At 50.8% G+C, this 21,957-nt stretch carries 26 protein-coding genes; 24 read left to right on the top strand and 2 right to left on the bottom strand.

Features of this window, described 5'->3' with window-relative positions:
- The first annotated feature begins 89 nt into the window (after positions 1–89).
- From ABNS49_RS11025 to ABNS49_RS10935, 19 genes are all read left to right on the top strand, one after another.
- Positions 90–647: a hypothetical protein gene (locus ABNS49_RS11025; RefSeq protein WP_288341354.1), complete on the top strand. Its 558-nt coding sequence runs from the start codon at positions 90–92 to the stop codon at positions 645–647.
- Entirely contained in the window at positions 647–1,435 is a 789-nt protein-coding gene (locus tag ABNS49_RS11020; RefSeq protein ID WP_288341352.1) for an HAD-IIB family hydrolase, read from the top strand. The genes ABNS49_RS11025 and ABNS49_RS11020 overlap by 1 nt, the downstream gene beginning before the upstream one ends.
- Positions 1,428–1,760, top strand: a complete 333-nt coding sequence (locus ABNS49_RS11015) for a hypothetical protein (RefSeq protein ID WP_135979110.1) — start codon at positions 1,428–1,430, stop codon at positions 1,758–1,760. Before ABNS49_RS11020 ends, ABNS49_RS11015 begins: the two co-directional genes overlap by 8 nt.
- A 101-nt stretch (positions 1,761–1,861) precedes the next feature.
- A complete protein-coding gene (locus tag ABNS49_RS11010) occupies positions 1,862–3,769 on the top strand; it encodes a BMP family ABC transporter substrate-binding protein (protein WP_168353480.1) in 1,908 nt (635 codons plus the stop codon).
- Entirely contained in the window at positions 3,762–4,370 is a 609-nt protein-coding gene (locus tag ABNS49_RS11005) for a metallophosphoesterase (RefSeq protein WP_277820713.1), read from the top strand. Before ABNS49_RS11010 ends, ABNS49_RS11005 begins: the two co-directional genes overlap by 8 nt.
- A gap of 395 nt (positions 4,371–4,765) precedes the next feature.
- Positions 4,766–5,197 (top strand): PTS fructose transporter subunit IIA, encoded by a 432-nt coding sequence (locus ABNS49_RS11000; RefSeq protein WP_135979108.1) that lies wholly within the window; start codon positions 4,766–4,768, stop codon positions 5,195–5,197.
- A 63-nt stretch (positions 5,198–5,260) separates the two neighbouring features.
- On the top strand, positions 5,261–5,752 hold the full coding sequence (locus tag ABNS49_RS10995; protein ID WP_135979107.1) for a PTS sugar transporter subunit IIB: 492 nt from the start codon (positions 5,261–5,263) through the stop codon (positions 5,750–5,752).
- Between the two features lie 61 nt (positions 5,753–5,813).
- Entirely contained in the window at positions 5,814–6,653 is an 840-nt protein-coding gene (locus ABNS49_RS10990) for a PTS sugar transporter subunit IIC (protein WP_288341345.1), read from the top strand.
- A gap of 2 nt (positions 6,654–6,655) precedes the next feature.
- Positions 6,656–7,471 (top strand): PTS system mannose/fructose/sorbose family transporter subunit IID, encoded by an 816-nt coding sequence (locus tag ABNS49_RS10985; protein WP_135979105.1) that lies wholly within the window; start codon positions 6,656–6,658, stop codon positions 7,469–7,471.
- Between the two features lie 67 nt (positions 7,472–7,538).
- Positions 7,539–7,859 carry a hypothetical protein gene (locus ABNS49_RS10980; RefSeq protein ID WP_135979104.1) on the top strand — a complete coding sequence of 107 codons (321 nt, stop codon included), beginning with the start codon at positions 7,539–7,541 and terminating at the stop codon, positions 7,857–7,859.
- Between the two features lie 492 nt (positions 7,860–8,351).
- Complete coding sequence (locus ABNS49_RS10975; RefSeq protein ID WP_277820709.1) at positions 8,352–9,407, top strand: glycosyltransferase family 4 protein; 1,056 nt, start codon at positions 8,352–8,354, stop codon at positions 9,405–9,407.
- A gap of 25 nt (positions 9,408–9,432) precedes the next feature.
- Positions 9,433–10,485, top strand: a complete 1,053-nt coding sequence (locus ABNS49_RS10970; protein ID WP_135979100.1) for a lysylphosphatidylglycerol synthase transmembrane domain-containing protein — start codon at positions 9,433–9,435, stop codon at positions 10,483–10,485.
- Positions 10,476–12,452 (top strand): RecX family transcriptional regulator, encoded by a 1,977-nt coding sequence (locus ABNS49_RS10965; RefSeq protein WP_288341332.1) that lies wholly within the window; start codon positions 10,476–10,478, stop codon positions 12,450–12,452. Before ABNS49_RS10970 ends, ABNS49_RS10965 begins: the two co-directional genes overlap by 10 nt.
- Positions 12,433–13,377 (top strand): HD domain-containing protein, encoded by a 945-nt coding sequence (locus tag ABNS49_RS10960; RefSeq protein ID WP_289647300.1) that lies wholly within the window; start codon positions 12,433–12,435, stop codon positions 13,375–13,377. The genes ABNS49_RS10965 and ABNS49_RS10960 overlap by 20 nt, the downstream gene beginning before the upstream one ends.
- The gene (rimO, locus tag ABNS49_RS10955; protein WP_135979097.1) at positions 13,374–14,666 is read left to right on the top strand and encodes a 30S ribosomal protein S12 methylthiotransferase RimO; all 1,293 of its coding nucleotides are present in this window, start codon (positions 13,374–13,376) and stop codon (positions 14,664–14,666) included. Before ABNS49_RS10960 ends, rimO begins: the two co-directional genes overlap by 4 nt.
- Positions 14,667–14,699: 33 nt before the next feature.
- On the top strand, positions 14,700–14,939 hold the full coding sequence (locus ABNS49_RS10950) for a hypothetical protein (RefSeq protein WP_135979096.1): 240 nt from the start codon (positions 14,700–14,702) through the stop codon (positions 14,937–14,939).
- Between the two features lie 9 nt (positions 14,940–14,948).
- Positions 14,949–15,452: a DNA-deoxyinosine glycosylase gene (locus ABNS49_RS10945; RefSeq protein ID WP_135979095.1), complete on the top strand. Its 504-nt coding sequence runs from the start codon at positions 14,949–14,951 to the stop codon at positions 15,450–15,452.
- A gap of 19 nt (positions 15,453–15,471) precedes the next feature.
- A complete protein-coding gene (locus tag ABNS49_RS10940; protein WP_135979094.1) occupies positions 15,472–15,960 on the top strand; it encodes a dUTP pyrophosphatase in 489 nt (162 codons plus the stop codon).
- 151 nt (positions 15,961–16,111) lie between these two features.
- On the top strand, positions 16,112–17,218 hold the full coding sequence (locus ABNS49_RS10935; RefSeq protein WP_135979093.1) for a site-specific integrase: 1,107 nt from the start codon (positions 16,112–16,114) through the stop codon (positions 17,216–17,218).
- Positions 17,219–17,273: 55 nt separating this feature from the next.
- Here ABNS49_RS10935 and ABNS49_RS10930 read toward each other — a convergent pair whose 3' ends face one another.
- Positions 17,274–17,654: an FCD domain-containing protein gene (locus tag ABNS49_RS10930; RefSeq protein WP_348688188.1), complete on the bottom strand. Its 381-nt coding sequence runs from the start codon at positions 17,652–17,654 to the stop codon at positions 17,274–17,276.
- A gap of 53 nt (positions 17,655–17,707) precedes the next feature.
- Here ABNS49_RS10930 and ABNS49_RS10925 point away from each other — a divergent pair, with 53 nt between their 5' ends.
- Positions 17,708–17,902, top strand: a complete 195-nt coding sequence (locus ABNS49_RS10925; protein WP_348688187.1) for a hypothetical protein — start codon at positions 17,708–17,710, stop codon at positions 17,900–17,902.
- A 124-nt stretch (positions 17,903–18,026) separates the two neighbouring features.
- Here ABNS49_RS10925 and ade read toward each other — a convergent pair whose 3' ends face one another.
- Complete coding sequence (gene ade / locus ABNS49_RS10920; RefSeq protein ID WP_348688186.1) at positions 18,027–19,700, bottom strand: adenine deaminase; 1,674 nt, start codon at positions 19,698–19,700, stop codon at positions 18,027–18,029.
- Between the two features lie 257 nt (positions 19,701–19,957).
- Between ade and ABNS49_RS10915 the strand changes: the two genes are divergently transcribed.
- The 4 genes from ABNS49_RS10915 (at position 19,958) to ABNS49_RS10900 (ending at position 21,882) form a co-directional block, all read left to right on the top strand.
- Positions 19,958–20,707 carry a threonine/serine exporter family protein gene (locus ABNS49_RS10915; RefSeq protein WP_135979090.1) on the top strand — a complete coding sequence of 250 codons (750 nt, stop codon included), beginning with the start codon at positions 19,958–19,960 and terminating at the stop codon, positions 20,705–20,707.
- 3 nt (positions 20,708–20,710) lie between these two features.
- A complete protein-coding gene (locus ABNS49_RS10910) occupies positions 20,711–21,202 on the top strand; it encodes a threonine/serine exporter family protein (RefSeq protein ID WP_135979089.1) in 492 nt (163 codons plus the stop codon).
- Entirely contained in the window at positions 21,199–21,477 is a 279-nt protein-coding gene (locus ABNS49_RS10905) for a hypothetical protein (protein WP_135979088.1), read from the top strand. The genes ABNS49_RS10910 and ABNS49_RS10905 overlap by 4 nt, the downstream gene beginning before the upstream one ends.
- Before the next feature lie 105 nt (positions 21,478–21,582).
- Complete coding sequence (locus ABNS49_RS10900) at positions 21,583–21,882, top strand: hypothetical protein (protein ID WP_135979087.1); 300 nt, start codon at positions 21,583–21,585, stop codon at positions 21,880–21,882.
- Positions 21,883–21,957: the final 75 nt, after the last annotated feature.

The raw sequence follows: 21,957 nt of genomic DNA, 5'->3' as shown, positions 1-21,957 counted from the left end.
GCGTTTTGCGCCTTGTAAAATTCCCAAATGGGGAGTGGCATGTCGGCTTGTTTTTGGTATAATGTTTTGAAAAGAAGGGAAAATCCAGTATGTTTCAAATGAATAACGCATTGCAGTGGATCGTCTCGATCGCGCTGGTGCTTTACGTAGGGTACAGCCTCGTAAAAAGCGGAAAGGAATATTCGCTGTATAAAAAAAATTCCAAGGCGTTTCTTGAAACGCACAAAGACGCGGTGGAATGCCGGTACGGGAAGTGGCAGTGCGCGCTTCTGGTCGTCATGACCGTCGCTTGTATCGCGATGGCGCTGCTGGCGCAGCATTTTACGGACGATATGGCGCAAATCTTGTTGTATCGGGTGGCGTATTTGTGTATCGCGATCGTGTTCGCCGGCTTGACTTTGGAAATGTGGATGCATCGAACGATCATTTTCAGCGAAGATGGATTTTTTATCGGCACCCAATACTACCGGTACCGGATGATTGTCACGCTTGAAAAGCGGAAAGGGATCGTGAAGAACATCAAAGTCTTGTTTCAGAATGGTGATGTGATCGAAGTGTCGCAGCGAATCGGGGAGGAAATCCGGGTTCGTTTCAACGAGTACAAGGCAAAGAAAAAAGAAAGAAAGGAAAAAAGGAGAAAGCACTGATGCTTTTTTTATCGGACGTGGACGGGACGCTGATCACATACGACCGTCGAATGGATGAAAGAGATATCGAGGCGATTCGTCGCTGGCAGGCGGATGGACACCAGTTTGGCTTGGTGACCGGACGGGATTTAACATATTGCAAAAATTTGCTGGGCGCGTTTGGCATCGTGCCGGACTGTTTGATCGCCAGCAACGGGGCCACGTTGTTTTGCCAGGGCCAAACCGTAGCGGTTTCCGTTTTGTCGTCCATAGAAGCGGCTTCCGTGATGAAGTCGCTCGCGAAGGAGCGGGATTTGATCGCGTTTGTGACGCTGGAAAACGGAAAGCATTACTTTCGGGCGGCTGACTTGCCGATAGCCAAACAAAAACAGGCGCATCTGGCGCATTTTTCCGAAACGGACGTCTTTGATTTGCTGGCAGCCGGACACGAGGTGCCAAAAATCAGCGTGTATGTGCCTGATATCCGGCAGACCGATTGTGTGCTGGCGCGGTTAAAAGAGCGGTTCGCGCCGCTCAGCGTGATGAAAACGTCGGTGGACTATGTCGAAATCACACAGCAAGGGTGCGACAAGGCGGCCGCGCTCCATCAGCTCATGGAGCGATTCGCCATCGAACCGCATACGATCGCGTTCGCGGGCGACGGGGAAAACGACGTGCCGCTTTTCCGGGTCTTGGAGCGGACATACGTGATGGTGCACGCGCACCCGTCGGTTCAGGCGCAGGCGGCTTATCGAATCCAAAGCGTCCGGGAAGCGCTGGAGCAGGAAAGAAGGGGAAACGATGTCTAGAAAAAGAAAAGCGGGACCGCGGGCGACTGCCGCCTCGATGGTTCTTGAAACGTTAAAAAAGCGCAACGCGCTGGATGACAAAACGGCAGTGCCGGTGGCGGCGTTCAAAGATTTGCCGCTCCATACGAAAACGTTGGCGTACACGATTGCCAATCTGGTCGAGGAAGGCGTCGTCGGGCAGACGAGTGACGAACGATACTACTATGACGATCTTGGATACAAGGCTTTGGAGGTCAAGTTTGTCAAAGGGTATTCCATGTTCGTGATCATTCCTATCGTCTTGCTGGTGCTCGTTTTACTCATTCAGCATTATTTTCACGTCTAAGACACTTCGGTGTCTTTTTTTTTGCGCGCGGGCAGTGGAGGAGGCGAAACGAGCTCAAAACGGGTACAATGGAATCAATAAAACACAAAAGGAGGCGTTTTATGTCAGTGGAAGCTGCGGACGCGTACGAAAAAGCGCGAAAACTTGCGAAAAGAGAAACCAGGGAAGGCGATACGCCGCCGGTCCTGGATGAAATACTGGATCCATCCGTTCCTTACGCGCAAGAACGGGTCGGACAAAAAGAAATTCCGCTTGATCAAATTGTCGGAATGAAAAATGAAGGAAGGGTCAGCGCGTTTGGAAAAGATTTTTTGCCGCTACTCAAACCCGACAGCGAATTCGCGAACAAATGGATGCGTTTGTACGACGCGCAAATCGAGGAAGGGCTGCGCGATCCCATCCAGGTGTACGAATATATGCATCAATATTATGTGGAGGAAGGAAACAAGCGGGTTTCCGTCATGAAATATTTAGGAGGGAAAACGATTCTCGCTTCGATTACGCGGATCTTGCCTCCAAGGGACGAGTCGGAAAAATCCAAACAGTATTACGCGTACTTGGATTTCGCCCATACGCACAACATTGATTTTATCCACTTGAACGAGGCGGGCGGCTATGCGCGGCTGGCCCAGCTTTTAGGGCTGCCCAAAGACTACAAGCTCGATGCCGAACAGGAAAAGCAGCTCAAAAGCGAATACGCCTTGTTTGAGCGCGCTTTCCACGAGGTAAAGACGGAGGACATGCATTTGGATGTCGGGGACGCGTTTTTGCTGTATTTGGAAATTTACGATGTGGAAAACTTTTTGGAAAAAAGCGGATCGGAGCTGCTGGGGGAACTGCGCCAAATCGAGGACGACTTGCGCGCCTATCCAAACAAGCTGGAAACAAGGCTGGAAACCGCGTCGCTGGACCAGCAGCTGAAGCGGCGGCTTTTGGGCCGGCGGCAGCCGTTGAAGGCGGCGTTCATTTACTCCCGTTCGCCAGAAGACTCGTTTTGGACGAAGATGCATCACGACGGCCAGGTGTATGTGCAGGATTTGATGCCGTATGAAATCGAAACGAAAGGGTATTTCGAGGCGGATGATCTCGATCAGGAACTGGAACGGATCAAGGAAGCGATCGCCTGGGGCGCGGAAGTGATTTTCACGACGAGTCCGACGATGCTGCGCAGCAGCATCATGATGGCGGCCAAATACCCGAAACTCAAGATTTTGAATTGTTCTTTAAATACGCGGACCGGGCATTTGCGAACATACTACGCCCGGTTGTATGAACTGCAGTTTTTAAATGGAATGATCGCGGGAATTTTGTCGGACACCCACTCGATTGGCTATATCGCCGACTATCCGTTTTACGGCATGATTTCCAACATCAACGCGTTCGCGCTCGGGGCCCGGATGGTGGATCCGCAGGCGAAGGTGTACTTGGACTGGTCGACGACAAATCACGCGATGCTGGAAGGCGAAGAGATGGGAAACGCGGACTTGATGTACATTACGAGCCAGGAAATCAATCCGCTCATCCACTCGGCGAAGACGTATGGCTTATACGATGTGAAGTCGCAATCGTATATGCATCTGGCAAAACGCCAGTATTACTGGGGGGAGTTTTACAAGCAGCTGCTGACCAGCGTGCTGAATGGGTCGTTTAAGCAAGTGGAACGCCACGGCAGCGAGTCCATTTGCTACTGGTGGGGGCTGAGCAATTTTATGATCGACCTCGTTTTGGCGGATACGTTGCCAAAACAGACGAAACGTCTGGTGGAGGTGATGAAAGAGCATATGGCGGAAGGCGAGTTTAACTTGTTTTCGACGGAAATGATTGACCAGCAAGGCGTGGTTCGCAACGAGGACGCGCACAACATGTCGCTTGATGATATCGCGGACATGGATTGGCTTTTGGACAACGTGGTGGGAACGATTCCGGATTTGGACGCGTTTTCCAAAGACGCCCGCAAGCTGATTAGCCGCTACGGCATTTACTCGCTGCGGGAGCAGTCCCATGACTAGCCTGCGGATCCTCGTCCTTTCCGATGAGCCTTGCAAACTGTTGTGGGAATATTACCGGCCGGAAACCTTCAAGGGAATCGACTTGATTATTTCGTGCGGCGATCTTCCCGCAGACTACTTGACGTTCATCGCGACGGTGTTTCGCGGTCCGGTCTTGTATGTCCACGGCAACCACGACGCAAAATACGATCAAAAGCCTCCGGAAGGCTGCATTTGCATTGAGGATGAAATATTTACGTACAAAGGCGTGCGAATTTTGGGACTGGGCGGCAGCCACAAATACAACGGGACCCGCTGGCAGTTTACGCAAAAGGAAATGACAAAACGGGTGCGCCGGCTTTGGTATCCGCTGTTCCGAAACAAGGGGTTTGACATTTTGGTGACGCACTCGCCGGCTTTTGGCGTCCAGGATGGCAAGGACTGGGCCCATCAAGGATTTCGCGTGTTTAACGAGTTGATTGAAAAGTACCAGCCCAAACTGTTTTTGTATGGGCATGTGCATTTGAACTATGGCGACCACGCGCGGGAATGCCGGATTGGAAACACCCTTTGCGTGAATGGATTTGAACGATATGTGATCGACTACAAGATGCCGCAGTGATTGTGGCGTCTTTTTTTGTTCGAAAGAGAAAGTGATGACAAATATCACTAGTGACTGGCGCGATCTTGTGGAATACTGGGGCTTGTAAAGAAAGCGAAGTGTCGTATAGGGGAATCCGCGTCCAAAATGCCTTGAAAGATTCCACATTGAATGTGGCATCTTTTTATATAGTGGTAAATGATATACCAAAATATATGGCAACGGATTGAACGGGGATGTGAATTTTGGGAGAAAAAAGTGTTCAAAAACCAATATTATAACATTTTATTTTGGAAAAATGATTCACAATATGGAGAAATATGGGAGAAAAACCAATAAAATGTCCAGAAAACGCTTGCATCTTAAATGGTATACCTATATACTGACCTTAGTAAACTTTATGGGAGGAACAGATTATGAAATATGTTGTGATGGTTAGCCATGGTGAGTTTGCTCCGGGACTTCATTCGGCTGTAAAAATGATGACCGGCGATCGCGATGACGTATTGTCCACCAGTTTAAAAGCGGATATGAGCGCGGATGAGTTCGCGGAAAACTTCCGGGAACTGGTGAAAGATTTGAAAGCCGGCGAGGATCAGGTGATTTTGCTTGCCGACATTTTGAGCGGTTCGCCATTCACTAACGCGTTGAGCGTTCTGGATGAAAAAGGAATGCTGGAGGATTCGCTGGTTATCGCGGGCATGAACATGCCGCTGGCGATTACGGCGGTTTTGATGAAGGACAACTTCGACGATTTGAGCTTGTTGAAAGACACGCTGCTTAGCGAAGGAAAAGCTGGTTTGACCGAGTTTGTCGTAAAGGGAAACGACGACGAGGACGACCTCTAAAAACGATTTTGACGCATAGCGTTGAATAAACACACAGACAAAACATTATAGGAGGACAGAAAAATGATTAGTTTTATGCGTGTTGACGACCGAATCATTCACGGTCAGATCATTACTCGTTGGTCCAAGGAATATCCTTGCGATGGAATCATTGCCGTTAACGACAAAGCGGCAACGACGCCGGTGCTTGCGCAGTCGTTTAAGGCAAGTACGGATAAAAAAGTGTTCGTCTGGACGAAAGACCACTTCAAGGAAGTACAGGAGAAAGTGCTGAACTCTCCAAAACGCTACTTCCTGATTACGAAAAATCCAGTGGACATGAAAGAGATTCTCGTGGATATGGGATTTGTGCCTAGCGATGTGAAACGTTTGATTATCGGTCCTTGCAACGATCGTCCGGGAGCGACGAAACTGGGACAGAACCAGAGTATCACGCAAGAGGAAGCGGATGCGCTGGAAGCCATCACGAACGCGGGCTACACGGTTGAATTCGCGTTGTTGAAGGAAACTTCGATTGGCGAATGGCCTAAATTCAGATCTAAATTCGGTTACTAAGGGTGAGAGCTTAGAACCGTGTTCAGATAAAAACAAGAGTTGAAAAAAGGAGAAGAGTTTTATGAGTTTATTTCAAGCTATTTTAATCGGTTTGGTATCTTGTACTGCTGCCTCCACAATCGCTTGTCTTGGTACGACGGTTGGTAACTATACGTTGAACCGACCACTCGTTGCCTCGATGATCGTCGGAATCATTCTTGGGGATGTTTCCGGATGTATCTTGATCGGTATTCCGATGCAGGTGATGTGGATCGCTCTGGTTACACCAGGCGGTACTGTTGCTTCCGACTTGCGTGCCGTTTCTTATATCGGTATTCCGCTGGCGTATGTAGGTGTCAAAGCTGCTGGTATCGACCCTGCAAGCGACGAGGCATTCCAGCTAGCAAGTTCGATTTCTGCGATGACAGGTACGATTGGTATCACGTTGTTCTATGGTACGGCCATGATGAACCTCATCTGGCAGCACATTGGTTGGGCAAGACTGGATAAAGGCGACTTCGAAATCGTTGGTAAAGTCGACACGTTGTTCCCTTTAATCTCTCACTTCTGCTTGTCTTTCCTGCCGGTTACATTGCTTTGCTACTTTGGTTCCGGCGCGGTTGCGTCTGTATTTGAATCGCTGGATGTTTCGGTATGGTACGTCAAAGCCCTGCTTTGCGTTGGTTCCGTTCTTCCTGCGGTAGGTATCGCGATCTTGTTGAAATCCGTTGTCAACAAAACAAGCGATTTGATTTTCTTCCTGCTTGGTTTCGTTTTGGCGGCAGCAATGCATTTGACACTGTTGGCTGCGACAGTTGTCGGTGGCGTATTCGCCCTGATCAACTACCAGATGACGATGATCAAAATCGAAGCCAGCAAAGGCGGCGCGGCTGTCATGATTGAAGAAGAGGAGGATATTTAATTATGAAAAAGATTTCTAAGAAAACATTAAATTCATCCTTCTGGCGCTGGTGGTATGGAAACCTGACGTGCTTCTCTCACGAGCACATGCAGACATTTGGCTACATGTGGGCGATGATTCCTATTTTGAAGGAATTGTACGACACGCATGACGAACAGTCGCAAAAACTGGAAACGTACTACGCGTTCTTTAATACAGAGCCACAGATCGGTTGTATCGTTGTCGGCGTTACGGCTGGTCTTGAAGAAGCTCGTGCGAATGGCGCCGAAGGTATCGACGATGAAATGATCAACGGTATTCGTGCCGGTTTGATGGGTCCTCTCGCTGGTATCGGTGACTCGCTGATCGTTGGTACATACATTCCTATTTTGCTGGGTATCGCGGTTGGTTTGGCTGAAGGCGGATCGGTTCTTGGTCCTATCTTCTATATCATTGTATGGAATGTCACTTCGACTTTGTTCCAGAAATTCGTATTCGACAAAGGATACTCGCTTGGTGGTTCGGCCGTTGAGCTTCTGGTTGGTGAAAAAGCGACTGCGTTCCGTGAATCCGTAATCGTTATGGGTCAGGTTATCGTTGGTGCGATGGCGGCTTCTTGGGTCAACATCACAACGCCGCTCCAGATCGCGACGAACTCGGAAGGCGAACCGGTTATGCTGCAAGCGAACCTCGATGGCGCGTTCCCGAAAATCCTTACAATGCTGTTTGTCGTATTCTGCTGGTGGTTGCAGGCTAAAAAGGGTATGTCGCCAATCAAGGTGCTCCTTTTGATGGCTTTGATCGCTTTCGTAGGATCGGTTGCTGGAATTTTAGGATAATTTATTGTCTGCTTGAAGTGAAGGCAGTTGTCTTCACTTCTTTTCTTATCTAGAAAGGGGATTTGGTATGAAACTATCCAAACGAGAACGGGAGGCGCTGGCAAACGCGATTGCGCAGGAAAACGATATGCTGAAACGAGTTGGCCATGTCGTGCGCAACAGCATCGTGGCGCTGGCCGTGTTCCTGTTGTTGTGCGTCTGGGGGTTTACGGGAATGAACGACGCGTTCCTGCCGAATATTTCGCCGGCCACGCGCACAGTGATTCGATGGATCGGCGTGATTGGTTCTGTACTTTCGGGTGTGATGGTCGTCTTTAGCGTAACGGCGCGTCATAACGGGAAAAAGAATTTGCTCAAAAAGATCGACCGCTATCAAGGCCGGTCGTGATATCAGTATTTACATAATTTCACATGGTCGTTCCGCAAAGCGATCGCAAGAAGGGTGTATACTGCAAGTGAGCTGAAGCAAAAGGCTCATTTCATAATCAAATTCCCTTTCTTAAAACTTTCTTGAAAAAAAGGCTCTCGCTGGAGGGCCTTTTTTTCAAGCGTGGAAACAAAGTTGGTTATGAAGATTATTTGATTTTTATTGAGTTTACTTGGGTAAAATTTATTAAAAATCTTACTTGAGTAACGCAAAATAACATATTTTCACATAATTAAAACACAATGTAGAGGGATGATTTCGATATAGTATAGACGAGCCAAAGATAAGGCTCACTTCATAATCAAATTCCCTTTCTTAAAACTTTCTTGGAAAAAGGCTCCGTTGGGAGCCTTTTTTCTTTTTTTTGCGTTTGATTGGATGACTCAATCATGTAAGGTTTTTTTAACTATAGAATCTGATATAATGACAGATAGAAAGAAGCAGAGGTGGCGTATGATTCAAAACAAACTTCGGATCACAATGTATTCAAGTGCCGATAAAGTGGATGGGCAAGGGGTCGGCTCGGCTTATCGGGAGCAGGTGGACCTGCTTCGCCAGGAAGCGAGCGATTTGTTTACGATCTCAATCAACGACTGGTTCAAAAAAGCCGACATCAAACATTTTCACACGATTGATCCGGCGTTCATGATTCCAATGCTGGATAAAAAAACGGTAAAAGTCGCGTATTGTCATTTTCTGCCGGATACGGTAATCGACGGCAGTTTGAATATCCCTTCTGGTTTGCAGCCAATCACATCCCATTATATTATTAATTTTTACAAACTGGCGGATCGTCTGGTTGTCGTCAACCCGAGCTTTATTCCCGATCTGGTTCGCTACGGCATCCCGGAGGAAAAGATTTACTATATTCCGAACTATGTGTCCAAAGACACGTTTCATCCGCTTGGGCTGGAAGCCAGAAAGGCGGAACGAAAAAAATACGGAATCGCCGAAGACGCGTTTGTCGTCGTAGGCGCCGGACAGGTACAAACCCGCAAAGGGGTTCTGGATTTTTGCGAAGTCGCCAAACGCTGTCCCGATATGGAATTTGTATGGGCGGGTGGTTTTTCGTTCGGCATCATTACCGACGGGTATGAGGAATTAAAAAAAGTAATGGAAAATCCGCCGGCGAACGTGCATTTTATCGGAATCGTGGAACGAAATGAAATGGTCAACGTGTACAATATGGCGGACGTTCTGTTCGTGCCAAGCTACAACGAATTGTTCCCGATGACGATTTTAGAGGCCGTCAACTTGCATATTCCGCTCGTGCTGCGGGATCTTGACTTATACCGGGATATTTTGTTTGGGCATTATTTAGCCGCCAGCGACAACGACGGGTTTGTAGAAAAGCTGGAAGCGCTCAAAGCGGATCGCGCGCTATACGCTCAATACGAGCAGGAGAGCGCCCTCATCAGCAACTATTATTCCAAAGAGCACGTCGCGAAAATGTGGAAGGAATTTTATTTGGACGCTTACGCCCAAAAACAAAAAGAGCTGCGCACTTAAAAGAAAATAGAAAGAACGAATAATTATGAAAAAAACAAGCTACTTGTGGAATTTCGTTCTCATCGCCGTCATCACGATCGTCGCGCTGTGGTTCGCCCTGAAAGACAACTATCAGGAGGTCGTCCACGCGATCGGAAAACTCAACGGGTTTTCCTTGACGATCATCCTCGTGTGGGGGATTTTATATACCTGCGTCTGGGGTCTGGTGTACGTCGTGCTGGGAAGGAAATTCAAAAAAAACTACTCGGTTCTCAACGGGATCGTCGTTGCGTTTACCGGTACGTTTTTTTCCGGCATCACGCCTTCGGCCACGGGCGGACAATTCGGGCAAGCCTATATTTTAAAAAAACAGGGAATCGCGTACAGCGACGGCGCCTCCATTTTGTGGGCCGACTTCATCATTTACCAAACCACGATGATGGTCTACGTGACGATTCTTTTTTGTATGAAGTTTTTTTACTATTCCCATCAGTCCGCCTGGTTTACGCTGGTGCTGGCCGGTTATGTCGTTAATTTTGTCGTGATCTTCGGATTGTACACCATGGCGCTGTTTCCCAAAATCTATATCCATCTTTCCCAATGGATCGTGAAAGTGCTCAGCCGGCTGCGAATCCTGAAAAATCCCGAAAAGACGCTGGAATCGTGGACATTGCAGATGACGTCTTTCACATCGGAAATCAAAAAGCTCGCGGGCGATAAAAAAGCCATCGTCGAATGCATGCTGATCAACACAGTCCGGCTGACGATGCTGTACGCGCTGCCGTTTCTCATTGCCCGGCTGCTTGGCATCCATCTGGCGATGGACCAGCTGGTCGACGTCATCGCGCTCAGCTCCTTTGTGACCATGGCCAACAGCTTCATCCCGATTCCGGGCGCGAGCGGCGGAACGGAAATGATGTTTTCGATTCTTTTTTCACCAATCATGGGATCGTTAACGAGCGCGGTGCTGATTTTGTGGAGAGTGTCCACATATCATATTATATTGGTGGTCGGTGGGGTCATTTTCATGGTCGCGAAAGCGTACTACGACCGGCGGGACGCCATCGAAGGAAAGGAATGTGAAAAACCATGCGAATAGGAATATTTACCGATTCATATCTTCCGGATATTAACGGTGTGGTGACGAGTGTCGTGACGTTGAGAAAGGCGCTCGAGCAGCTCGGCCACACCGTCTTTATTATCTCTAACCATCAGGGCGCGAAAATCACGATGGACGCCGAGGAAAAAATTTTGCGGCTGCCCGGCGTGGAGCTGAAGCGGCTTTATGGATACACCATGAGCAGTCCAATCAACTTCGCCCACGACTACATCGAGGAAATGCGCCTCGATGTGATTCACACGCAGCAGGAGTTTGGCGTTTCGCTTTATGGACGGCAAGTCGCCCACGATTTGGGCATCCCGCAAGTGTACACGTATCATACGATGTACGCCGACTACACCCACTACATCAATCCGTTTGATTTCGACCGGGTGGATAAAGCGGGAAAATGGGTCGTAAAAAAATTCACCCGCCTTATGGGCAACAACGTGCAGGCCGTCATCGCGCCAAGTCAGAAAACCAAAGACGTGCTCGAAAGCTACGGGGTGCGCGCGCCCATTTATGTCGTACCAACCGGTCTGGATCTGGACGCCTTCAAGCCCGAACACATCGAAATGGACGATGCCCTTCAGCTACGCGCCTCCCTGGGCCTAAAGCCCGACGACCACGTTCTTGTTTTTGTCGGCCGGCTGGCCAAGGAAAAGGCGCTCGAGATGCCAATCCGGGCGGTAGCCGCCTCGCGCGACGAAAAGCTGCATCTTGTCGTGGTCGGATCGGGTACGGACGAAGAATATTTCCAGTCCATCGCCAAATCGTGCGACGCCCAGGACCGGGTGCATTTTGTCGGCAAAGTTCCGCGGGATCACATTCCGTATTACTATGTCGCGTTTGACGGGTTCGTGTCCGCCTCGTTGTCGGAAACGCAAGGCCTCACGTACATCGAGGCGCTCGCCAGCGGTCTGCCCGTGTTCGGCCGCCGCGACGAAGTGCTGTACGACCTCGTGGAAGAAGGAAAGACCGGCTATTATTTTGACGACGAAGCCGAGCTTGTCAAAAAGATGGACACGTTTTTCGCGATGGGCGAAGCGGAGCGAAACGCGCAAAGCGCAGCGTGTATCGAGAAAAGCGAGCCATACTCAAAAGAGATATTCGGACGGAAGATCCTGGCGGTATACGAGCAAGCCATCGACGACTACAGCCATACGTTCGATGTGGAAAAAATCCGGATGAAAGACGATTTTGTCGAGTTGACCGTGGAACGGGAAAGCGATCCGGAACCCATTCGGCTTTTGGTGCCGCTGGACGATTTTTTTGAGTTGAAAATCGCGCTCCACACTAAGCTGGACGCGTATTTGATTACCGGTTATTTGGAAATGCAAGAGTTTTACCACGCGTACACGATCATAAAACGCAAGGTGCTTTCCAAAGATATGACCGCGTACGAGCTGCGGCAGTATTTGCGCCATCATTTCGATTTGGAAGAAGGCAAAATCGAGCAGCTTGTGCAGGAAATGAAAGAAAAACACTGGGTGGACGACAAAAAGTACGCGCTCGAGAAAAGCGCGTACTGGCACGAGATGGGAAATTCGAAAAAGAGCATCACCACCAAGTTGAAAAAAGTAGGCATTGCCTCGGACTTGATTGACGAGGCGCTCGTCGGCCTGGACGATTCGATTGAGCTGGCGAACGCGAAAGCGCTGGCCGAACGCGTCAAGCACACGTTTAAAATGCAGTCATCGCGTTTGAAGCGCAAAAACGTCATCCATAAACTAGTGATGAAAGGCTATTCCGTCGATATCGCGAACACCGCGATCGACGAAATCGACATGGAGCAAGACGACGAGCAGGCGTGCCGCAACGCGCTCAAAAAAGCGATGCGGCTCTATTCGGCGTTGGAAGATGAAAAAAGAGTGCTCAAGGTTCGGCAGTACTGTTTACGCAAAGGATTTTCTAGCGGCCAGATCGACGAGCAGTTGGAGGAAATGAGTGACCAATTTGAAGATTAAAGAAATTCATGAAGAAGGAAAAGTCAGCGTGAAGGCGCTGATCACAAAATGCGACCGGGGACGCACGAACAAAAACACCCCGTATTTGTCGCTGACGCTCGAAGACAGAACCGGCGTGCTGGACGCCAAGTTTTGGAATTTGACCGATGAAATGGTGGCGATGTACCACGTCGGCATGGTTGTCGAAGCGCAAGGCGAGATCATCTTTCATAAAAACGCGGCCCAGCTTCGGCTGCGGAAACTGACAGAAGACAAGGACGCGGATTTGTTCGACTACGTGCGCGAGGCGCCAATGACCAAAGCGGAAATGAAAGCGGAAGTCGACAGCATGCTGGACGCGATGAAAGATCCCGTCATCCGGGACGTGACAAGAGAAGTGATTCAGGCAAGCGAGGAGAAGTTTTACACGTATCCGGCCGCGACGCGCAACCACCACAATTTTGTCGGAGGACTGGCCTACCACACGATTTGCATGGCGCGGCTGGCGAAAGCGGTCAAGGCGCTGTATCCCTGGCTGGACGAGGATTTGCTGTGCGCGGGCATTTTGCTGCACGACCTGGGAAAAGTCGAAGAGCTGTCCTCGCCAATGCTGGCGGAATACACGAGCGAAGGAAACCTGCTTGGGCACATCAGCATCGCGGCGGCCATGATCGACCGCGTCGCTTTGGCGCTGGATCTGGAACGAGACGAGCGGGTCGTTTTGCTGAAGCACATGGTGCTGAGCCACCATGGAAAAATGGAGTATGGCTCGCCGGTGCTGCCGATGATTCCGGAAGCGGAAGTGCTCACGCTTCTGGACAATCTGGACTCACGGATGGTCATGATGAAGCAAAGCATCGACGCGACGCAGCCCGGAACGTTTGGTCCGCGGATGTTCGCGCTGGACAACCGGATGATTTATCATCGGAAGGAGGAAGAACGATGAAAGTAGGTTTCGTTTCGCTTGGATGCTGCAAAAACCTTGTGGATTCCGAGCAAATTATGGGCGTGCTTCAGGAAAACGGACATCAAATCGTCGCGGATCCCAAACAAGCGGACGCCATCGTCGTCAACACGTGCGGATTTATCGAATCCGCGAAAGAGGAGTCCATCCAGACGATTTTTGAAATGTCGAAATACACGGACAAGCTAATCGTGTGCGGCTGTCTGGCGCAGCGCTATGAAGACGAGCTGCGCGAGCAAATCCCGGAAATCGACGCCATCATCCCGCTCAAGGATTACGGACATATCGCCAGCATCCTGCAGGACGTTTTAGGCGACGCCGGGCTGGGAAGCTTCGCGAAAAGCGAGCGCCCGCTTTCGGGCAATCCGTGGAGCGCCTATGTCAAAATCAGCGACGGTTGTTCGAACCATTGCACGTATTGCGCAATACCTTTGATTCGAGGAGATCAAAAGAGTAAAGTAATAGAAGAAGTACTGGCGGAAGTCCGTCATTTGGCAAAAATCGGCGTAAAGGAAGTCACGCTGATCGCACAGGACACGACGAAGTACGGACTCGACAATTACGGCCGGCTGATGCTCGCCGAGCTGCTTCGACAAGTGGATGAAATCGAAGGCATTCACTGGATCCGGGTGCTGTACATGTATCCGGATGAAATCGAGGACGCGGTGCTGGATGTCATGGCGTCGTCGAAAAAGATTCTGCCGTATTTTGATATTCCGATGCAGCACGCCAACGACCGGCTGTTAAAGAAAATGAACCGGCGCGGCACGAAACAGGACGTGATCGACCTGGTTGGAAAGATCCGTTCGATGTTCCCGGACGCGACGTTGCGCACGACCGCCATTGTCGGTTTCCCGGGCGAAACAGAGGAGGATTTCGAGGAGCTTCTCGCGTTCATTCAGGAAATCGAATGGGACCGCATGGGGGCGTTCACGTATTCGAAAGAGGAGGACACGCCCGCGTACGACATGCCCGATGAGGTGGACGAGGACGTGGCGCAAGCGCGCCTGACGCGGCTGATGGAGGCGCAGAAGGCGATTTCGAAAAAGAAGAACGAGGAAAAGATAGGGAAAGTGATCGAAGTGCTGGTCGAAGAAAAAGAAGGCTTGAAAAACCAGTACCGGGGCCGAAGCGCAGCGGACGCGCCGGACGAAGTCGACGGACAAGTCATTATTCAAACTTCGAAACAGCTTGAAATCGGCGATTTCGCACGCGTGAAAATCACGGGCGCGACCGCATACGATGTGGTGGGCGAATTGTTCGAAGAGTAATCGTCTTCCACGCGAAACAAAGGAGGACTTTCTATGAAAAAAAATGAAATCATGGCGCGGCTGACAGCAGCCATCGGCGGCAGCGAAGCCGGCGACGCGGTATTGAAAGAAGTGTTCGCAGATGGGGAAACGTTTTCGAAAGAAGACCTGGAAATGAAGCTGAAGGCATTGAACGCGTTAAGCGAGCAATACCAGAAGGACGGCGACGAGACGATGCTGGATTTGACAAACCAAAAGATCGAAGTGGTTCAAAAAGCCATTGACCTTTTATAGGAGCAAGCCATGTACGATACAACGTCACTACAACAATTTACCGCTTTGGAACCAATCGTGTTCGAAAACAGCACAGTGCTGTTCCTCGTTTCCATGCCGAGCGTGAAGAGCGAGGAACACAAAATGTACTTTGGCGATCCGGCCAACCATTTTTGGCCTGTGCTGGGCGCCATTTACAACATGCCATACGCCTCCGACGAGGAAAAACTGGCGATTTGCCAGACGCATGGCATTGCGATCTGGTCGGTCGTGAAGTCCTGCCTGCGTCACATGTCGCGGGAAGACACGATGCGCGATATCGTGCTGAACGATATCAACGGCTTTTTGCAGGCGCATCCGTCCATTCAAAAAATCATTTGCGTTTCCCATGGCGCGCAACGGCTTTTGAACGAATCCAACTTCATGGAAAACATTCCGGTCGAGTATGTGCCATCGCCATCCGGCGCGGATTTGGACTACGAAAGTGTGGACCGGCTCGCGCCGCGTTACAAGGAAGCGCTTGAAAACGAATAAAAAACAGAAAGGGAATTCAATGATGCACTTATACTGGGCAAAAGTAAGACCGCACGCGGTCATTCCAACAAAACGAATCGAAGACGCGGGATATGATTTGTATCCTTGTTTCGACGAGGACTTTTTGGAAATCGGTCCCTGGGAAACTAAGCTCGTGCCCCTGGGCGTCGCTTCGGCGTTCGACAGCAACTATGTGATGATCCTGAAAGAACGCGGATCGACAGGAACGCGGGGCATCGCGCAGCGATGCGGCGTGATTGACTCCGGATATCGCGGTGAGTACATGGCGCCGGTAACCAATCTCAATCCAAAACCACTGCGCATCGTCAAACAAAACGCCATCGCGCAGCAGCCAAAGGAAGTGGTTGTGTATCCGTACGAGAAAGCGGTGGCGCAAGGCGTCATGCTTGTGATGCCACAAGTCGAGAGCGAGGAAATCTCGATGGAGGCGCTCAATCAAATCGAATCGCAGCGCAAGGACGGAAAACTTGGCAGCTCGGGAAAATAAAAGGGCATAGCGGACAAGGCAAAAAACGCCTTGTCTTTTTTTGACACCAGTTTGGACGCACGCGGCAAAAACGGCGAATTCCTGAAAACAAAGATGAACTTCCGGAAGCTTTTGGTTTACAAAGAAATCAGACACAAGGAGGTTTTTCGATATGAAAAAAGGAAACAACATTTACAAGCGCAAAGACGGCCGATGGGAGGCGCGCTATCCCCGCACCAGGGCCAACGGCCAGATCCAGTACGGCTATTGCTATGGAAAAACATACGCGGAAGCGCTCAAAAAACGAAGGGAAATGGAAGAACTCATCGAGATGGGCATCGAAACAAAACCCATCCGCGCCAAAACCGTCGCCGACCTGTGCGATCAGTGGCTGCGGCACAAAGCGCTCCATGTCAAGCCGGCTTCCTACGACAAATACGTGTATTCGATCAACGCCCATATCCGCGCCGATCTAGGACCGGTTTCCATTCAGGCACTCGATGACGAGCACATTGACCGCTTCACCGCCGGGCTGTTCGACAAAGGGCTACGCGTCAAAACCATCCGGGACATCCTGTCCATTTTAAACTCGATCCTCGCCTACGCGGCCAAAAGATTTCCCCGTCTTCGCCGCATTCAAATCGTCTTTCCCCGCGACGACAAAGCGCCTGCCCGGGTGCTCAGCGAAGAGGAGCAAACCCGCCTGATCGAGTATTTGCGCGCCGACCTCGATCCGTGCAAATTCGGCACGCTGCTCGCGCTCATGACCGGGATGCGAATCGGAGAAATTTGCGCGCTCCAATGGAAAGATATCTCCCTGGCGGATTCTCTCCTTGTCGTTTCCAACACGATGATTCGGCTACGCGGCCATCCCGAGGAAAGCAAAAAAACAAAAGTCGTCATTTCCACGCCCAAAAGCGCTGCCTCCACCCGGATCATTCCTTTGAATCGTCCGCTTCGATCTTTGTGCGCGATGTGCAGGCCGGACGATCCCGAAGCGTATGTTTTGACCGGCTGCGCCGAACGCTACATGGAACCGAGAACGCTGCAAAACTACTTCAAGCGGTATTTGCGCGACTGCGGCATGGACGGCATCCACTTCCACACGCTGCGCCACACGTTCGCGACCCGCTGCGTGGAAGCCGGCGTGGAAATCAAAGCGTTGTCCGAAATTTTAGGCCACGCCTCCTGCCAAATCACATGGGACACGTACGTGCATCTTTCCATGGACGCCAAGCGTCAAAATCTCGACCGGCTGGAAGACAAGCTAAACCTGTGACATCCTCCCCGCCTGAAGAGGCGCGTAAAATAGGAATATAGAGAAAGTTTTCCATTTATAAAATAGCGTGTTTGGCTTCCTTTAAAAACTCGCTGTCGTGCTCGATATGGGCCAGGACAAGCGCGTAAGCCAAATCGTGGTCGCCTTCCTCGATCGCTTCACAAATTTGCCGATGCTCTTTTTGGACCCGCCGGAAAAACGCCTCGTCCGGCCGCGCGTCGTCGATGGCTTTGATCGAGTCGGAAACGTACCGGTTGAGCTGCGGCAACAAAGGGTTGGCCGTCGAAGCCAAAATGGCCTCGTGAAAAGCGATGTCCTGCTCCATTCGTTGTTCTCCGTCCGCCTTTTCGTAGGCGAGCCACGCGCTTCGCACCGGGGCGGACAATTTGTTTTCCTTCGCGGCCCAAGGCTCGATAAGCGCGCGAATCTGCAACAAATAAAGCCCCGGTCGTATTCCATCGCGTGGTACGCCTCCCGGATCTTCTCGTCGTGAAAATGCAGGTTTTCGCACACAAACGTGCCTTTGCCGCGCCGGATTTCCAAAATGTGGATCCGCACAAGTTCGGCGATCGCCTTTCGGACGGTGCCCCGGCCGACATGAAACACTTGCGCCAGTTCGTATTCGTTTGGGATCTTGTCTCCTTCCTGCCAGTACTGCTCAATCATAAAGTCAATAATTTTTAAGGAGATCTCTTTATACAAAGGATCTCTTGTGTCATCCTTCTTTTCCTTCATGTCATTATTATAACGCAAACACAAAAAAACCTTGATCTTTTGATCAAGTTTTTTTGACTTTTCCTAAGAAATACTAAGGCTTGATAAATTGTTCCTGCACGACATCGTACAAGCCGCCATCCAAAAGGCGGATCTCCGGGATGACGGGCAGCGCCAAAAACGAAAGCGCCTGAAACGGATCCAGGGAAGCCGGCACGCCCATCTTATGCGCGTCTTCTTTTAGCTCCTTCAGCAAGCCGGAGACGACCTGGGCTTTTTGCGTGCTGATCAATCCCGCGATCGGGCACGGGATGATGTGCTTGACCTCGTGGTTTTGCACGAGCACGTAGCCGCCCTGGAAGTGCTCGAGCGTCTTGGTCGCCAGCAGGATGTCGTCGTCGTTGTCCCCCACGAGAATCATGTTGTGGGAATCATGGGCGATCGTCGAGCCAATCGCGCCTTGCGTCAAGTTGAATCCCTTCAGGATTGCCGTGGCGATGTTGCCGTTTTTGCCGTGACGCTCCACGACGACCGCCTTGTTGTATGGGGCTTCCGGCTCAAAATACACGTATCCGGGCACCTCTTCCTCCACATGCTTTGTCAGCAGCGAGTCGCTCTCCACCTCGATCACGTGGTTTTTATCCCGGCGCTTGATTTGAATGTCTTCCTTCAATACCTCCGGAATGACAACCGTATGCAGCAAATCCTCGCTCGGCTCGATCGCCTTTAAATGTTTGAGCGTCGCTTTGTGGCCGTTTTTGTACACGCAGTCGATCGCCACGGTTTTGGGATCGTTTAAAACGACCAGATCCGCCTGGTAGCCCGCCGCCACGGCGCCTTTGCGACGCAGTCCGTAAATGGTCGCCGGATGTAGCGTCGCCATTTTGTAGGCGGTAAACTCGTCGACGCCCAGCGCGATCGCTTTTTGAATGCAGTGCGAAATGTGTCCCTCGTTCAAAATGTCGTCCAGATGCCGGTCGTCGGTACAAAAGGCGGTGCGGGTAAACGGAATGCCGTGCGCCAGAAACCCTTTGACGATTGGCTCGAGATTTTTCGCCTGGCTTCCTTCGCGGATGAGCACGTAAAAGCCGCAGCGCAGCTTGTCGAGCGCCTCTTCGTACGTCGAGCTTTCGTGGTCGGTCAAAATATCCGCGAACCGGTACGCCTCCAGCTCCTTTCCCGACACGTTTGGCGCGTGGCCGTCGATGGGCTTGTCTTTGAACAAGTCGAGCTTTTCCACCATTTTTTCCTCTTCCAAAACGACGTCCTTGACGCGCATCACCTCGCCCAGGCCGATCACGTTTGGATCGTCGATATAGGCGCTCATTTGCGCCGCCGTAAACTCGCCGGCGCCGTTGGTGTCCTTGTCGAAGCAAGGCACGCTGGAAGGGAGCATCGTGTAAATGTCCAGCGTCGTGTTGCGGCCGGCCTGAAGCACGTAGTCGAGCGCTTCGGCTCCTTTGACATTGACGAGCTCGTGCGGGTCCGAAAGGATGGTCGTCGTCCCTTGCGCGAGCAGCACTTTCGACAACTCCTCGGGAGCGACCAGCGTCGACTCGATGTGCATATGCGCGTCGATAAAGCCCGGCACGACATATTTTCCGGTCAGGTCGATTTCCGTTTCGCCCTCATACGCGCCGACGCCGACGATGGTGCCGTATTGAATGGCGATATCTTGTTCGATCCACTCGTTTGAGAAAACGTTCATGACTTTCGCGTGTTTCAAAACGAGTTGCGATTTGGTTTTTCCTAATGAATATTCAAACATGGACTGTTCCTTTCATTTCTATTAATTCTTTGCGTGTTCCATCATACCACACGCCCAAAAATAACTGTAAAACTTTAAAAAAAGCACCGGAATCACGCGAAACGGTACGCGGTTCGCGCGCGGTGTGCGATGGCTTCTTTATTATATAACACAAACGGGAATTCTTCTTCCTCGAAGAAAGAAAATGACGCGTTTTCCAATGACGGGCGCCAAGAAGCAGTTCCCATTTCAGCCGCAAATAGAGTATCATAAGAAGCATGAATATAGAACAACTTCTCAACACGATTATGAAGCTTGGCATTTTGCTCATGTCCAGCGGCGCGGAAGTGTACCGGGTCGAGGAAACGATGAACCGCGTCGGACTGAGCTTTTCCGAAGTGGAAGGCATCCAAAGCTACGTGACCGCCACGGGCATCATGCTGTCGATTACCGTGGACGGGCGCACGCGAACCCATATCGCCCGCGTCAAGTACCGCAACGTCAACGTGGATATGATCGACCAAATCAACCAGCTGTCCCGGACATGTTGCACCAGGCGCTTGAGCGTCGCGCAAATCGACCAGCGCCTTGAGGAAATCGAGCATACAAAGCGGTACTCGTTTTGGACGACGACGTTGTTTGGCGCGATCGGGGCGTTAGGATTCGCCATTTTTTTCGACGGCAATGTGCAGGAAATGATCGCCTCTTTTTGCATCGGGATCGTGATTCGTTGCCTGGGCTGGGCGTTTTCCCAAATCCATCTCAGCGACTTCCTCGTCAATTTGTTTTCCGCGATGGTGGCCGCGTGGATGGCGGTCGAGATCCACGCGCTGGTGCCCGCCGCCAACATCAATGTCATGGTCATTTCCAGCATCATGCTGCTGGTGCCCGGACTGGCGATTACGAACGCCATTCGCGACACGATCGCAACCGACTACATTTCCGGGCTTGCCAGAGGCGCCGAGGCGTTTTTGTGCGCGACGGCCATCGCGATCGGGGCCGGGTTTATTTTGTACATATGGAGGTAGGCGATGCATGAAATTTTGATTGGCTCGTTTGGCTCTTTTCTGGCGAGTCTAGGGTTCGGGGTGCTGTTCAACATCAAGCAAAAGCGCAAGCTGTTTTTAGCTGGGCTGAATGGCGCGATGGGCGGATTCGTGTACGAATGCTGCCGGGCGATGCTGCTGACGGATCTGGAAGCCAACTTTTGGGCCGCGGTTTCGTTCACGGTCATCGCGGAAGTGCTGGCCCGGAAAATGAAGACGCCGGTTACGTCGTTTATCGTCTGCGCCCTGATTCCGCTGGTGCCGGGCGGCACGATGTACGATATGATGATTGAAATCATCACGAACGATCCGTACGAGGCGCTCGTTTTGTTTTTGGAAACCCTCACGATCGCGGGCGTTCTGGCGCTTGGGATCCTGCTTGTCGAAACGATTACGGCGCTAGGAACGGCGGGATGGAGAAAATGGAAGCGGTGCCGGACGATTTCGGCATCCAGAGAAGGGAGAGATCGACGATGAAACAAATCACGCAGGAGGAATTGATCGAACGTACGAAAAAATCGGATCCGTATCCGGTGGGCGAACCGGCGCTTTCGCGCTATTACGCGTTTTTTAAACAGTACGACTCGATTCACGAGGTCCGGGTCCTGGCCACGCTGATGCGGCTCAACGAGGTGGAATACGAGGGCTGCCGGCTCGTCCTTTTCGACAAGCCGAAGCTGCAGCGCGCGTATTACGAGATGGGCGAGCGCATTCCCGAAGCGTTCGCGGCGTTTTTGTTTGAAACGGATTGATGGAATAAAAGGTAGTCGAAGCGGCATCTTCCGGACATTTCTTGAAAATTTTTTCAAAGTATTTCATGATAAAAATGACCTAAGAAGTAAAGAAGGTGTAAGAGTATGGATAACAGGAGCTTTTCCGGTCCTGAAGGTAAGATCTATCTCGCAAAGATGATGATGGAAATCGACAAGTACGGGTTCGAGTTGTACATCACCAAAAGCTGCGACCAGGAAATACATCAGGCAGTCGAATTTTATTTTAACCATTTGATTCCGTTTGTGAAAATGCTGGGGAATGACTATGAGGAAGACGTCAGCGACATGATGGGACGAATGGAAGCGGAGCGAGGCATGTCCTTGTATGAGGAGTGGAACAAAACCAATCCGGTTCTCAAACAGGCAATGGCGTTAGTGGCATAAAAGGGGCTGTAACGGGTAAGTAAAAAAATATCCGGCTCCCGAAATAAAAAAAGGACCGAGTTGATATCAAAATGA

Source organism: uncultured Dubosiella sp. (assembly GCF_964018005.1).
GTDB lineage: Bacteria > Bacillota_I > Bacilli_A > Erysipelotrichales > Erysipelotrichaceae > Dubosiella > Dubosiella muris.
This window is presented reverse-complemented; position numbering and strand designations above follow the sequence as displayed.